Source organism: Kitasatospora sp. NPDC001603 (assembly GCF_040298365.1).
Classification (GTDB): Bacteria; Actinomycetota; Actinomycetes; order Streptomycetales; family Streptomycetaceae; genus Kitasatospora.
In genome coordinates, this window is record NZ_JBEPAA010000066.1 from 1 (window position 1) to 13,726 (window position 13,726).

Here is a 13,726-nt window from a genome sequence, read left to right on the forward strand (position 1 = left end):
TGCGTCGGGACTGAGCTGTCCCGGGAGCAGTGCTGGGCCAGGACGGCCCAGCACGGTACGGCCCGGGCCGGCCCGGTTCAGCTCCGGGCGGTCTGCACCACCGGGATCTCGAACGGCTGCTTGTTGTTCGCCTCGTTCCGGTCGTCGTCGCTGCGCACCGCGACCCAGCCTCCGGTCAGAGTGCCGGGTGCCGGGAGGTCGGCCGCCAGCCGTACCGGGATCAGCGCCGTGGCGCTCCGGAACTTCGGCAGCCCGGCCGGGAAGACACAGCGCACCCGGTGGCCGTTCTGGAACACGGAGCAGTCCTCCGGGAAGAACGGGCCCTCGGGGGTCACACCCTCCGGCAGGGTGATCACCACGGTGAACGGCGAGGCCGTCCGGTCCGGGCCGAGATTGCCGATGAAGGCGTGCACCGTGGTGGTGCCGCCGGGCGCGGCGGCGTCCGGGTCGATCCGGACCACCTGGAGGTCGGAGTCGGACGGGGCCGGTGCCGCGGCGGGCACCTTGGCCGGCGCCGTGGCCCCGGCGCCGGCCGCCGGGTCCGGCTCGGCCACCGGGCAGGTGGCCCACGCGGGCCCGGCGGCCAGCGCCGTCACCGCGCACCCCACCGTCAGTGCCCTGCCGAGGAAACTGCGAACGGAACTTCTGTGCGACATCGTCGCTCACCCTGCCCTCTGCGTTCCGGCGGCCGGCACCGTCGCGGGCCGCGTCCGCACCAGCGTGACCGACCCGCCCGCCGCCGCCGGGACGCCCCGCCCCCGGGCCGCTCGAACGGGGGAACCCCCGTTGGGGGAGCCGGGTGGTCCGACGACCCGTACGGACGAACTCCGGTGACGGCGGGTCAGGGGGCGAGGACCTGCCCCAGCCGGGCCGCGATCTGGTGCATCACGGGGACGAGCGAGGCCGCGCCGGCCTGCTCCTCCAGCGCCCGGATCCGGGCCTCCGGGCCGGAGACGGAGAGCGCCGTCGGCGTCGGCGCGCCGGGTACCGCGAGCGCGATGCAGCGCACCCCGATCTCCTGCTCCTGGTCGTCCACCACGTAGCCGCGCTCACGCGCCTGCGCCAACTGGACCAGCAGCTCCTGCGGGTCGGTCACGGTGTAGGAGGTGTGCGCCGGCAGCGGGTTCGGGCCGAGCACGGCCCGCGCCTCCTCCTCGGGCAACTGGGCCAGCAGCGCCTTGCCGACTCCCGTGCAGTGCGGCTGCACCCGGCGGCCGACCTCGGTGAACATCCGCATCGAGCGCCGCGACTGCACCTGTCCGACGTACACCACCTCGCCGCCCTCCAGCACGGCCAGGTTGGCCGTCTCGCCGGTGGCCTCCATCAGTTCGGCCAGGTAGGGGCGGGCCCAGCTGCCGAGCAGTCGCCCGGCCGTCTCACCGAGCCGGATCAGCCGGGGGCCCAGGGTGTAGCGGCGCGCGGTGTCCTGGCGGACATAGCCCTGCTGCACGAGGGTACGAACCAGGCGGTGGATGGTGGGCATCGGCAGCCCGGAGGAGGTGGAGAGCTCACTGAGCGTCGCCACGCCGCCGGAGTCGGCCAGCGCCTCCAGCAGCAGGAAGGCGCGCTCGACGGACTGCACGCCGCCGCTCGCGCGGTCCGGACCCGTCGTCGATGCTGTGTCGGGGGTCGCAACCACCGGCGTTCCCTTCGCTGTCGGGGGAGGAGTAGAGTCCCAGCGATCACCTCAACAAACCGTTGAAATTCTGTATCGCGGAAACTAGTCTCCACCTTACAGAATCGAACCCTCCGACAGGTGGGGTTTCCCCTCGGTTCAGATCAAGGACGTTCCCACCGGAACTGCCTTCGCCATGCTCAACCGTCTTAGGAGTGTCCTGCTCATGGCTACAGATCAGGGACCCGCCGGCGCCTCCCCCGCCGCTCCGGTCGTCACTGTCGCCGGTCCGCGAGTCCACCGGGCCGAGGAGGTGCTCACTCCGGAGGCGGTCGCCTTCGTCGTCGGCCTCCACCGCGCGTTCGAGGACCGCCGGCAGGAGCTCCTGGTGCGCCGCAGGACCCGCCGTGCCGAGATCGCCGAGGCCGGCACCCTGGACTTCCTCCCCGAGACGGCCGCCGTGCGGGCGGGCGACTGGACGGTGGCCGAGGCCCCCCGCGCCCTCCAGGACCGCCGGGTCGAGATCACCGGCCCCACCGACCGCAAGATGGTCATCAACGCCCTCAACTCCGGCGCCCGGGTCTGGCTGGCGGACTTCGAGGACGCCACCTCGCCGACCTGGGAGAACGTGGTCGGCGGCCAGATCAACCTGATCGACGCCTTCGAGGGCCGGATCGACTTCACCTCCTCGGCCGGCAAGGCCTACACCCTCAGGCCGGCCGCCGAGCTGGCCACCGTCGTGGTCCGCCCGCGCGGCTGGCACCTGGACGAGAACCACCTGCTGGTCGACGGCCGGCCGGTCGCCGGGGCCTTCCTCGACTTCGGCCTCTACTTCTTCCACAACGCGGCGCGGCTGCTCGCGCGCGGCGCGGAGGACCCGAACTCCGGCCCCTACTTCTACCTCCCGAAGACGGAGAGCCACCTGGAGGCCCGGCTCTGGAACGACGTCTTCACCCACGCCCAGGCGGCGCTCGGCATCCCGCACGGCACCGTCCGGGCCACCGTGCTGATCGAGACCATCACCGCGGCGTTCGAGATGGAGGAGATCCTCTACGAGCTGCGGGACCACGCCGCCGGGCTCAACGCCGGTCGCTGGGACTACCTGTTCTCGATCGTCAAGAACTTCCGCGACGCCGGCGAGCACTACATCCTGCCGGACCGCAACTCCGTCACCATGGCCTCCCCGTTCATGGCCGCCTACACCCGGCTGCTGGTGCAGACCTGCCACCGGCGCGGCGCGCACGCGATCGGCGGGATGGCCGCCTTCATCCCCAGCCGCCGCGACCCCGAGGTCAACGCGGCCGCGCTGGAGAAGGTCAGGGCCGACAAGGACCGCGAGGCCGGCCACGGCTTCGACGGCTCCTGGGTCGCCCACCCGGACCTCGTCCCGGTCGCCCGTGCCTGCTTCGACGCCGTCCTCGGCGAGCGCCCGAACCAGAAGGACGACCCGGGCCCGGCCGAGCCCGTCACGGCCGCCCAGCTGCTCGACATCGCCGGCGCCGGCGGCCACTGCACCCACGCCGGCCTGCACAACGCCGTCCAGGTCGGGGTCCGCTACATCGAGGCGTGGCTGCGCGGCCTCGGTGCCGTCGCCATCTTCAACATGATGGAGGACGCCGCCACCGCCGAGATCTCCCGCTCGCAGATCTGGCAGTGGATCCACAACGGCGTGGTGCTCTCCGACACGGGCGAGAAGGCCACCGCCGACCTGGTGCGCCGTCTGGTGGCCGAGGAGCTCGCCGCGCTCCGGGCCGAGCTGGGCGACGAGGCCTACGCCGGTGGGCGCTGGCGCGAGGCCGCCAAGCTCTTCGAACAGGTCGCCCTGGCCGAGGAGTTCGCGGACTTCCTGACCCTGCCCGCGCTGCCCCTGCTGGGCTGAGCCCAATCTATCCGCGCGTGCGCCCGCTGCCGCCTGCCGGCTTGTAGCAGTCGCCGCGCCCCATTGCTCCGTTCCGTACGGCGACGAATCCAGCTGTCCTCATCGTCGCCGTGCGGAACGGCCGTTTCCGGAGGCATCGATCCCCGTGGCACGCATCTTCTTCAACGGCCAGGCCATGGTCGGCGGCCCCTTCCACCCCTCGGTGGCCGACGCGCTGGTCGGCCCGGTCCGGACCGCGCCGGGCTACCGCTTCTTCTCCATCCGGGACGTCTGCCCCGGACTGCTCGCCGACCCGTCCGTCGACACCGCCATCGAGGGCGAGCTGTACGACATCACCCTCGAACACCTGCGTGACGTGATCCTCCCCGGCGAGCCCCGTGAGCTCGAACTCGGCGTCATCACGCTGGCCGACGGCTCGCCCTGCCTCTCCATGGTGCTCGCCCGCGGCGAGGCCGAGCGCGGCGTCCACCGCGAGATCACCCGCTACGGCGGCTGGCGCCGCTACCTCGCCACCCTGGGCCGCACGGCCTGACACCCCACCACGCCCGGAGGGCCTGCGCCGACCGGCGCAGGCCCTCCGTCGTGTCCGGACCCCGATCGGGCCGGCCCGCCGACGCGGAGGGGCCGCCTCCGCCCGGGCACGCCACAGCCCCGGACCCTCGCCGTGGGTCCGGGGCTGGGGTCCGTGCGCCGTCCTGAGCGGTGGCGCACGGAGTCCGGGTGACGCACCGTCCCTGGGCGGCCCGGAGTTCAGGGGGTTACACGGGGCGGGCGGCGAGCTCCTTGGCGGCGCGGGCGCAGGCCTGCGCGATCCGGTCCTCGTTCACCGTGGTCAGCTGCCCCTTCTCCACGACGGCGTTGCCGTTGACGAAGAGGGCGGCCAGCGGCGGCAGGGCGCCGAGGGTGAGCGCGGCGACCGGGTCGGCGATCGAGGAGTGCATGATGCCGTCGATCTTCCACAGCGCGAGGTCGGCCAGCTTGCCGGCCTCGATCGAGCCGATCTCGTTCTGCCGGCCGAGCACCCGGGCGCCGCCCATGGTGCCGAGGCGCAGCGCCTGGCGGCCGGTGAGCGCGGTCGGGTAGCCGTGCAGGCGGTTGATCAGCAGCGCGTTGCGCAGCTCGGTGCCCAGCTCGCCGGACTCGTTGGAGGCGGTGCCGTCCACCCCGAGGCCGACCGGGACGCCGGCCTTCAGCATGTCGGGGACGCGGGCGATGCCGGCGGCGAGGCGGGCGTTGGAGGACGGGCAGTGCGCGACACCGGTGCCGGTCTCGGCGAACTTGGCGATGTCCGAGTCGTTCATGTGGACGCAGTGCGCCATCCAGACGTCCTCGCCGAGCCAGCCCACCGACTCGAAGTAGTCGGTCGGGCCCATCCCGAACAGCTCCTTGCAGAACGCCTCCTCCTCGGCGGTCTCGGAGCCGTGGGTGTGCAGCCGGACGCCCTTGCGGCGGGCCAGCAGGGCGGCCTCGCGCATCAGCTCGGTGGAGACCGAGAAGGGCGAGCAGGGCGCGATGGCGATCTGCAGCATCGCGTCGGAGGAGGCGTCGTGGTACTTGTCCACGGCCGCCTCGGAGGCGATCAGGATCTCCTCGGTGTTCTCGACCGCGTGGTCCGGCGGCAGGCCGCCGTCCTTCTTGCTGCGGTCCATGGAGCCGCGCAGCGCGGTGAAGCGCATGCCGAGCTCCTGGACGGCCTCGATCTCGGCGCCGAGGATGTCGCCGCCGTCCTTCGGGAAGACGTAGTGGTGGTCGGCGGCGGTGGTGCAGCCGGACTTGAGCAGTGCGGCGGCCGAGCCCTGGGCGGCGGCGTGCACGAGCTTGTCGTCGATCCGGGCCCAGGTCGGGTAGAGGGCGACCAGCCAGTCGAAGAGGATGTTGTCCTGGGCGAGCCCGCGGGTGATCCACTGGTAGAAGTGGTGGTGGGTGTTGACCAGGCCGGGGGTGACGAGGTGGCCCTCGCCGTTGATCCGGCGTACCACGTTGTCCAGCCACTGCGGGGTGGGGCCGTCGCCGACCGACTCGATCCTGTTGCCGAGGACGACCACGTGGCCGCGGGCGTACTCGGTGTCGTTGGCGTCGACCGTCGCGATCGCGACGTTCTCGATCACGATCCGCTGGTCGGCGGGTGGGGGCTGGACTGCCATGGTGTTACTCCTATGGGGGAGGGTTGACGAGGAGCGCGCGATGAGCGGCACGCGCCCCCCGTCAACCGGTCAGGACGGTGTCGCCGTCGGCACCGTCGTGGCGGGGTTCCCGTCGGCCGGCGACCGGCGGGCGACCCCGACGTGGTGGAAGAGCAGGTTGAGCAGGACGGCCATCACGCTGCCGGCCGATATCCCGGAGTGCAGCAGGGTGCGGACGGCCTCCGGGAAAGCGTCGTAGAAGGTCGGTACCGCGATCGGTATGATCCCGACCCCGAGCGCGACCGACACCAGGATGGTGTTCGAGCTGGACTCCATGCCGGCCTCCGCGAGGGTGCGGATGCCGCTCGCCGCGACCGTGCCGAAGAGCACGATCCCGGCGCCGCCCAGGACGGGCTGCGGCACCAGCGAGACGACCGACCCGAGCACCGGGAAGAGCCCGAGCAGGATCAGGATCCCGCCGCCGGCCGCGACCACGAAGCGGCTGCGGATCTTCGTCAGCGCCACCAGCCCGATGTTCTGGGCGAAGGCACTGGCGGCGAAGCCGTTGAAGACCGGGCTCAGCGCGGTGGCCAGGCCGTCCGCCCGCAGGCCGGCGGCGAGGGTGGCCTCGTCGGCCTGACGGTCGACGATCTTGCCGAGCGCCAGCATGTCGGCGGTCGACTCGGTCATCGAGACCACCATGACGATGCAGAGCGAGACGATCGCGGCCGCGTCGAACACGGGGGCGCCGAAGTGGAACGGGGAGGGGAGCGCGAAGACCTTCGCGTCCTGGACCGCGCCGAAGTCGGCCAGGCCCAGCGGGAAGGCGAGCAGGGTGCCGAACGCCAGCCCGACGAGCAGCGAGAGCTGCTGCCAGAAGCCGCGCAGCAGCCGGTTGCAGAGCACCACCGCGAGGAGGGTGATCGCGGCGAGGCCGATGGCCCGCATGGAACCGAATCCCGGGGCGCCCGGCGATCCGCCGCGCGCCCAGTTCACCGCCACCGGCAGCAGGGACACCCCGATGAGGGTGATCACGGTGCCCTGGACGACCGGTGGGAAGAACCTGATCAGCTTGCAGAAGTACGGCGCCGCGAGGAAGCACAGGAGCCCCGCGACGATCACCGCTCCGAAGATCACCGGGAGGGCGTCCTTCGGTCCGTGCTCCTTGGCTATGGCGATCATGGGCGCGACGCCCGCGAACGAGACGCCGTTCACGAACGGGAGCCGCGCGCCGATCTTCCAGATGCCGAGGGTCTGCAGGAGGGTGGCCAGTCCGGCGGTGAACAGGCTGGCCGAGATGAGCAGGGCGAGTTCGGTGGGGGAGAGCCCCACGCCGGCGCCGACGATGAGTGGAGGAGCTACGACTCCCGCGTACATCGCGGCGACGTGCTGCAGACCGGTGGAGACCAGCTTCACCGTCGGCAGCATCTCGTCCACGGGGTGGACTCCCGGCCCGGAAGGGGTGTCGGGGAGGTGGGTTGACACACCGTCCGGACCGGGTGGTCTTTCCGGGGTGGAACCGCCGTCTGTGGTGCGGGTGGAACGGAGTGCCATGTCGAGCCCCTCTTGTGCCCTGGCTCTCGGCGCGCCCGCGGCGCTGGAGATCCCCCGAGGGCGGGACGGCGGAGCAAGGATCCCTCGGGACGCTTCTCCAGCACCCCGGGCCGGCCGCCGTGGGGCGGGCACGATCTCCGGTGGGTGGGGGGTGGAGAAACTGCTGGTGCAGGAGTTGCGGGTACTGCGAACCGTCCGGTGCCGGCCGGCCCTGGGAGGCCGGGGGGTGCGGTGGTGCCGGACGGGGTCCATGGGTGGGGAGCGGTCAGGCGACCGGGATCACCGGGACGACGCCCTCGCGGTGCACGGTGCCCTCGATCAGGCCGTACATCCGGTCGGCGGCGTAGTAGACCTCGTTGTCGTTCTTGAGGCCGAACGGCTCCAGGTCGACCAGGAAGTGGTGCTTGTTGGGCAGCTCCAGGCGGACCTCGTCCACCTCGGCGCGGTTGTTCAGGACCCGGGTGCCCATCGAGTGCAGGGTCTGCTGCAGCGAGTAGGAGTAGGTCTCGGCGAAGGCCTCCAGGAGGTGGCGCCGCACATGGGTGTAGGAGCGGTTCCAGTTGGGCTGGGGCTCCTCGTCCCGGCCGTCGAAGCCGTACTTCCAGCGGGCCGTCACCTGGGTGGCGAGGATCCGGTCGTACGCCTCCTGGAGGGTGGTGTACTTGTCCTTGATGTAGCCCCAGAACTCCGAGTTGGTGGAGTTCATCACCACGAGGTCCTTGAGGCCCGAGATCACCTGGACGGTCTCACCGTCGTAGACGACCTCGCAGGTTCGGGTCTCGCCGCCGTTGCGGACGAACGAGTGGCCGACCTCCTCCGAGCCGATGAAGCGCGCGGAGTTGTCCGGGGTCTTGATCCGGTCCCAGGTGTACTCCTCGATCCGGATCCGGGCCCGGTGGATCGGCTCGTTGTTGTCCACGAAGTGCTTCGCCAGCGTGATGCCGAACTGCTCCGCGGACTCGATCCCGTACTCCTTCGCGAAGGCGAAGACGGTGTTCTTGGTGGTGTCGGTGGGCAGGCAGTTGGCGTTGGAGCCGGTGAGGTGGACGTCGTCGAGGTCGCCGGAGAGGGCGACCGAGACGTTCAGGTCCTTGATCTCGTGACGGGTGCTGTCACGGTAGACGCGGACGATGCGGTTCTCCGCCTTGCCGTACTGGTTCTGACCGAGCACGTGGGCCATGACAGGCTCCCAATCAATCAAGCGGTCTAGCTTCCGCGGTAGACCGAGTATCCGAACGGGTTCAGCAGCAGCGGCACGTGGTAGTGGTGCTGCGCGGGCGCGACGGTGAAGACGATCGCGACCTCGGGGAAGAACGGCGGCTCCGCGGAGGTGCGCGCGTAGTACGCGGCGGTGTCGAAGAGCAGCCGGACGACCGAGCCCGCCTCCGCGGCCGGCAGGTCCTTGGCCCGGCCGTCGGAGTCCGTGGCGGAGGTGCCGAGCACCTTCCAGCCACCCTCGGTGTGCAGTGCGAGCTCGACCGGGACACCCTCGGCCGGGCGGCCGAGGCTGGTGTCGAGCACGTGGGTGGAGATGCCAGTCATGGGTGAAGTGACCTTACTGATGGCAGATGTGACGGTACGTCGATACGTCGATACGTGGATACGTCGAAAGTAACTGACGACAGGTCAGTTCTCGTCGAGCAGTCGGTTGATCCGAATGTCGTTGATCTTGCGCAGCTCGCCCCGGACGATCTCCGCCTCGGTGGCGGCGTCGTTCGGGAAGCGCTCCCGCAGGGCGGCGAGCATGGTGTCCGCGGTGCGGCCGGTGGCGCAGATCAGGAACACATGGCCGAACTTGGCCTCGTAGGCGGTGTTGGCCCGGTGCAGTTCGTCGAGGAGTGCGGTGTCCACTCCCCGGATGCCGGCCTGTTCGCGCTCGGAGGTGGCGTCACCCGCCTTGGGCGTGCCGATCCGGGCGTGGCCGGCCATCGCGTCGTGCAGGTCGGCGGCCGTCAGTGCGGCCATGGCCGTCGCGTTGGCGTCGAGCAGGGCCGCGCGGTCCGGCCAGGGCCGGGCCGATGCCACGGCGTCGGCCCAGGTGGGGCTGGAGCAGACCTCCAGCAGGAGCTCTCTCAGCTCGGCGGCGTCGGCCGCCGCCAGGGCGTCAAGGGCGTGGGGGTGGTTGGTCACGGGTGGACCTCCTGAAGAGTGGTGCCACCCGCACAAGCTAGATCCACCCAACCGGGCCGTCAACACTTTGTTGAACGGTTGGTGGTTACGTTTTGAACCGGCCCCGGTTGCCGGGCCGTTTCGTGTGCGATGAGACAAGTGTGCCCCGCCGGGGGCTGATGAAGACTGGCCGGGCCGGCGGGGCACACCCGCTCGGCCGACGCGGCCGACCGGGGCGTCGCACGCTCAGCCGGACTTCGTGCCGTCCTGGCGGTTGAGGTAGTTGTACACGGTGAAGCGGCTCACGCCGAGCGCCGAGGCGACCGTCTCCACCCCGTGGCGGACGGTGAAGGCGCCCCGCTCCTCCAGCAGGGCGACCACGCGCTGCTTCTCCCAGCGGTCCAGCTCGGCCAGCGGCCGGCCGTCGAACTGGCGGGCCATCTCGGTCAGCAGCCGGTCCAGCGCACTGCTCAGGTGGGGCAGCCGGACGGCCAGGGCCGGGGTGCCCTCCCACTCCAGCAGGACGTCCTCGGCCTTCGCCTCCGCCAGTGGCACGGGCGTCGCGCCGACGGCCTCCAGCAGCGGCTTTATCGCGGCGGCGAGGGGGTGGTCCACGTGCTCGGTCACGGCGTACCGCCCTCCTCGCCCAGCACGCTGACCTGGACCGAGATCCGGGTCGCGCCGGCGTCCAGGGTCTCCCGGAGCAGCTTGGTCACGGCGGCCAGGACCTGGTCGGCCTCGCCCTCCGCGCCGGTTCCGAAGGGGCCGACCGCGACGGCCAGGCCGGCTTCGTCGACCACCTTCCGGGCCGCCACGGCGTGCTCCGGGAACGTGTCCAGTTCGAACGGTTCTGTCGTGAACTCCACCATCAATCGCACCCGCTCACTGTAGCGAGCGGGAGCGCGGCCGGTCATCGGGCGGTCGGCCGCCGGGGGGCGGCTGGTCGATCGAACAGCGCGGGCCCGGTGCGGGGGACCGGTTTCGGCCTCTTCAACAAATTGTTGCGACGGTCTTGACACTCGCTCGGCGCGGCGGACATGCTTCCACCAAGCAGAATCCCTCTTCCGGATCGTGGAAGTTGCGGATAGACGGAAGAGAGATGAGAGGTGATTGACGTGACTGCCGCCTCCGCGCACAGCTTCACCGTCAACCTGTCGATCCTGTTCGGCGAGCTCCCGCTCCTGGAGCGCCCGGCCGCTGCCGCCGCCGCCGGCTTCACCGCCGCCGAGCTGTGGTGGCCGTTCGGCGAGGAGCACGCCCCGTCCGAGGCCGAGCTGGACGCGCTCCGCAAGGCCTTCGGCGACGCCGGCGTGCGGCTGACCGGTCTCAACTTCCTGGACGACCTCAGCAAGGGCGCCCGCGGCACCGTCTCGGTCCCGGCCGAGAAGGAGCGCTTCCGGGCCAACGTGCCGGTCGCCGCCGGGCTGGCCGCCTCGCTCGGCACCACGGCGCTCAACGCGCTCTACGGCAACCGGATCGAGGGCGTGGACCCGGCCGAGCAGGACGCGCTCGCGCTGGAGAACCTCGTCGTCGCCGCGCGGGCCGCCCACGAGATCGGCGCCGTCCTGCTGATCGAAGCGCTGAACAAGCCCGAGTCCCCGGACTACCCGCTGGTCTCCGCGGCCGCCGCGGTCGAGGTGGTCGACAAGGTCAACGCCGCGACCGGCCTGGGCAACGCCAAGTTCCTCTGCGACCTCTACCACCTGGCCATGAACGGCGAGGACCTGGCGGCCGTGATCGACACCTACGCCGACCGCTTCGGCCACGTGCAGATCGCCGACAACCCCGGCCGCAACGAGCCGGGCACCGGCGGGCTGGACTTCGAGGACCTCTTCGCCCGGCTGACCGCCGCCGGCTACACCGGCCGGATCGGCCTGGAGTACCGCCCGGCGGGCGGCGTCAGCGCCGACAGCTTCGAGTGGCTCCCGCGCGAGCACCGCGCCGGCTAGCGCACCGCGCTCCGGCAGCCACCGCACCCCACCCCACCACGGAAAAAGGAACGACGCGATGAGCCGCAAGATCGCCTTCATCGGCCTCGGCATCATGGGCAGCCCGATGGCCGCCAACCTCGTCAAGGCCGGCCACCACGTCACCGGCTACAACCTCACCCAGCCGCAGATCGACGCGCTGGTCGCGGTCGGCGGCCACGGTGCGAGCAGCATCGCGGACGCGGTGAAGGACGCCGAGGTCGTCATCACCATGGTCCCGGCCGACCCGCACGTCGAGCAGGCCGTCCTGGGCGAGGGCGGGGTGCTGGAGAACGTGCGGCCCGGCACGCTCGTCATCGACATGTCGAGCATCACCCCGCAGACCTCGATCAAGGTCGAGGCCGCCGCCAAGGAGAAGGGCGTCCGCACCCTGGACGCGCCGGTCTCCGGCGGCGAGGCCGGGGCCGTCGAGGCGGTGCTGTCGATCATGGTCGGCGGTGCGGCCGAGGACTTCGCCGAGGCGAAGCCGCTGTTCGACGTGCTGGGCACCACGGTCGTCCACGTCGGCCCGGCCGGCGCCGGCCAGACCGTCAAGGCCGCCAACCAGCTGATCGTCGCCGTCAACATCCAGGTGCTGGCCGAGGCCGTGGTGTTCCTGGAGAACGCCGGCGTCGACCTCGCGGCCGCGCTGGACGTGCTCGGCGGCGGCCTGGCCGGCTCCACGGTGCTGAACCGCAAGAAGGCGAACATGCTGAACCGCGAGTTCGCGCCGGGCTTCCGGATCGACCTGCACCACAAGGACATGGGCATCGTCACCGACGCCGCCCGTGCCGTGGGTGCCGCGCTGCCGGTCGGTGCGGTGGTGGCCCAGCTGGTCGCCTCCGCCCGTGCCAACGGCGACGGTTCGCTGGACCACTCGGCGCTGCTGCGCGGCGTCGAGCGGCTCTCCGGCCGCGAGCTCGCGTGACGCTCGCGGGACCGGCGGTACCCCCGCGGTACCTCTGAGACTCCTCCTGGTGGCGTGTACCTCACCGGTCGTGCCCGCGCCACCAGGAGGCCAGACCCGATCGGCAGGCGGGCCGGGGCTCATCCGCCTCCTGCCGATCGACCAAACCGGCGGCGCGCACTCCCTGTCGGGGGCACTTCGGTCGTGCCCGCGCGCCGCCCGGCCCCCTCCCTCGCCGAGGGGAGCCCCTCGTACGTCGGAAGCGGGACGAGGGGAACGGCGGGGAGGGGGCCGCATCCCGCGTCCCGGCCTCCCGGGGCACATGCTTGACGAACCAGCGCCAGAACCGTCCGGAAGTGAGGCCCGCACCATGCCCGCCACCCCCACCCAGGGCCATGTGGTCGTAGCTCCCGACAAGTTCAAGGGCACCCTGGAGGGCGCCGAGGTCGCCGCCCGGATCGCCGCCGGCATCCGCCGTGCCGCGCCCGGGGTCGAGGTCCGCGAACTGCCCGTCGCCGACGGCGGCGAGGGCACCCTGGCCGCCGCACTGGCCGCCGGGTTCAGCAGGATCCCGGCCAAGGTGGCCGGCCCCACCGGCCTGCCGGTGGACGCCGCGCTCGCCGTCCGGGGCGACACCGCCGTGGTCGAGCTGGCGCAGTCCTCCGGGCTCGCCAGGCTCCCCGGCGGCCGGACCGCCCCGCTCGCGGCCGGCTCCTACGGGGTCGGCCAGCTGATCGGCCGGGCGGTGAGCCTGGGGGCCAAGCGGATCGTGCTCGGCCTGGGCGGCAGCGCCTGCACCGACGGCGGCGCGGGCATGGTCCAGGCGCTCGGCGCCGGGCTGCGGGACGCCGACGGCGCCGAACTGCCGCCGGGCGGCGCCGCACTGCGCAAGCTGGCCCGGCTCGACCTCGGACCGCTGGCCGACGTGCTCACCGGCGTCGAGGTCGTGGTGGCCTGCGACGTGGACAACCCGCTGCTCGGCCCGCGCGGCGCGACCGCCGTCTACGGGCCGCAGAAGGGCGCCGACGGCGACGACCTGGTCGTACTGGAGGAGGGGCTGACCCGCTTCGCCGACGTGGTCGGCGAAGCGGTCGGCCGCGACGTCCGGGAGGCCCCCGGCGCCGGGGCCGCGGGCGGGGTGGGCTTCGCCGCCCTCGCCCTGCTCGGCGCCACCATGCGACCCGGCATCGAGTTGATGCTCGAACTGCTGGGTTTCGACGAGGCCGTGCGTGGGGCACGCCTCGTCGTGACCGGCGAGGGCTGCCTGGACGCTCAGACGCTCCACGGCAAGGCGCCCGCCGGAGTTGCCGCGGCGGCCACCCGGGCGGGGGTTCGGGTGGCCGCCGTGGCCGGACGGCTGGAGCTGTCGGAGCGCGAGTGGCGGGCGGCCGGCTTCACCGCGGCCTACGCGCTCACGGACCTGGCGGAACAGCCGGGGGACAGCATGACCCGGGCCGGGGAGCTGGCCGAGGTCGCGGGGGAGCGCCTCGCGAGGGCGCTGCTGCGCGGCTGAGCGGGCCGTCCGGCTCTCGTACCTTCCTACATTGACGTTTTGTTGAAGGCGGCCCTAGG

Annotated in this window: 14 protein-coding genes; 5 read left to right on the plus strand and 9 right to left on the minus strand. The window is 72.1% G+C overall.

Going from position 1 to position 13,726, the window contains the following annotated elements; translation table 11 throughout:
* Positions 1-77: 77 nt before the first annotated feature.
* Together ABT263_RS30050 and ABT263_RS30055 are read right to left on the minus strand one after the other, a co-directional pair.
* The gene (locus tag ABT263_RS30050; RefSeq protein ID WP_352295103.1) at positions 78-656 is read right to left on the minus strand and encodes a hypothetical protein; all 579 of its coding nucleotides are present in this window, start codon (positions 654-656) and stop codon (positions 78-80) included.
* A 185-nt stretch (positions 657-841) separates the two neighbouring features.
* Positions 842-1,639, minus strand: a complete 798-nt coding sequence (locus ABT263_RS30055; protein WP_329490588.1) for an IclR family transcriptional regulator — start codon at positions 1,637-1,639, stop codon at positions 842-844.
* Between the two features lie 202 nt (positions 1,640-1,841).
* On the opposite strand from ABT263_RS30055, the gene aceB reads away from it, so the two are divergent.
* Both aceB and ABT263_RS30065 read left to right on the plus strand, forming a co-directional pair.
* Complete coding sequence (aceB, locus tag ABT263_RS30060; RefSeq protein WP_352295105.1) at positions 1,842-3,494, plus strand: malate synthase A; 1,653 nt, start codon at positions 1,842-1,844, stop codon at positions 3,492-3,494.
* 145 nt (positions 3,495-3,639) lie between these two features.
* Positions 3,640-4,026 carry an allophanate hydrolase-related protein gene (locus ABT263_RS30065; RefSeq protein ID WP_352295107.1) on the plus strand — a complete coding sequence of 129 codons (387 nt, stop codon included), beginning with the start codon at positions 3,640-3,642 and terminating at the stop codon, positions 4,024-4,026.
* Between the two features lie 226 nt (positions 4,027-4,252).
* Here ABT263_RS30065 and ABT263_RS30070 read toward each other — a convergent pair whose 3' ends face one another.
* The 7 genes from ABT263_RS30070 to ABT263_RS30100 form a co-directional block, all read right to left on the minus strand.
* Positions 4,253-5,638 (minus strand): 8-oxoguanine deaminase, encoded by a 1,386-nt coding sequence (locus ABT263_RS30070; protein WP_352295109.1) that lies wholly within the window; start codon positions 5,636-5,638, stop codon positions 4,253-4,255.
* Between the two features lie 69 nt (positions 5,639-5,707).
* Entirely contained in the window at positions 5,708-7,171 is a 1,464-nt protein-coding gene (locus ABT263_RS30075; protein ID WP_380384500.1) for a nucleobase:cation symporter-2 family protein, read from the minus strand.
* A gap of 265 nt (positions 7,172-7,436) precedes the next feature.
* On the minus strand, positions 7,437-8,351 hold the full coding sequence (gene pucL / locus ABT263_RS30080) for a factor-independent urate hydroxylase (RefSeq protein WP_329490592.1): 915 nt from the start codon (positions 8,349-8,351) through the stop codon (positions 7,437-7,439).
* Between the two features lie 26 nt (positions 8,352-8,377).
* The gene (uraH, locus tag ABT263_RS30085; RefSeq protein WP_329490593.1) at positions 8,378-8,713 is read right to left on the minus strand and encodes a hydroxyisourate hydrolase; all 336 of its coding nucleotides are present in this window, start codon (positions 8,711-8,713) and stop codon (positions 8,378-8,380) included.
* Between the two features lie 84 nt (positions 8,714-8,797).
* Positions 8,798-9,301 carry a 2-oxo-4-hydroxy-4-carboxy-5-ureidoimidazoline decarboxylase gene (gene uraD, locus ABT263_RS30090; RefSeq protein ID WP_352295111.1) on the minus strand — a complete coding sequence of 168 codons (504 nt, stop codon included), beginning with the start codon at positions 9,299-9,301 and terminating at the stop codon, positions 8,798-8,800.
* Positions 9,302-9,526: 225 nt separating this feature from the next.
* Positions 9,527-9,907: a helix-turn-helix domain-containing protein gene (locus ABT263_RS30095; RefSeq protein ID WP_329490595.1), complete on the minus strand. Its 381-nt coding sequence runs from the start codon at positions 9,905-9,907 to the stop codon at positions 9,527-9,529.
* A complete protein-coding gene (locus tag ABT263_RS30100) occupies positions 9,904-10,149 on the minus strand; it encodes a thiamine-binding protein (RefSeq protein ID WP_387887521.1) in 246 nt (81 codons plus the stop codon). Before ABT263_RS30100 ends, ABT263_RS30095 begins: the two co-directional genes overlap by 4 nt.
* A gap of 237 nt (positions 10,150-10,386) precedes the next feature.
* On the opposite strand from ABT263_RS30100, the gene ABT263_RS30105 reads away from it, so the two are divergent.
* The 3 genes from ABT263_RS30105 (at position 10,387) to ABT263_RS30115 (ending at position 13,667) form a co-directional block, all read left to right on the plus strand.
* Positions 10,387-11,229, plus strand: coding sequence for a TIM barrel protein (locus ABT263_RS30105; protein WP_329490597.1), 843 nt, complete (start codon positions 10,387-10,389; stop codon positions 11,227-11,229).
* Between the two features lie 58 nt (positions 11,230-11,287).
* On the plus strand, positions 11,288-12,175 hold the full coding sequence (locus ABT263_RS30110; protein ID WP_329490598.1) for a 2-hydroxy-3-oxopropionate reductase: 888 nt from the start codon (positions 11,288-11,290) through the stop codon (positions 12,173-12,175).
* A gap of 349 nt (positions 12,176-12,524) precedes the next feature.
* Complete coding sequence (locus tag ABT263_RS30115; protein ID WP_352295113.1) at positions 12,525-13,667, plus strand: glycerate kinase; 1,143 nt, start codon at positions 12,525-12,527, stop codon at positions 13,665-13,667.
* Positions 13,668-13,726 lie beyond the last annotated feature (59 nt).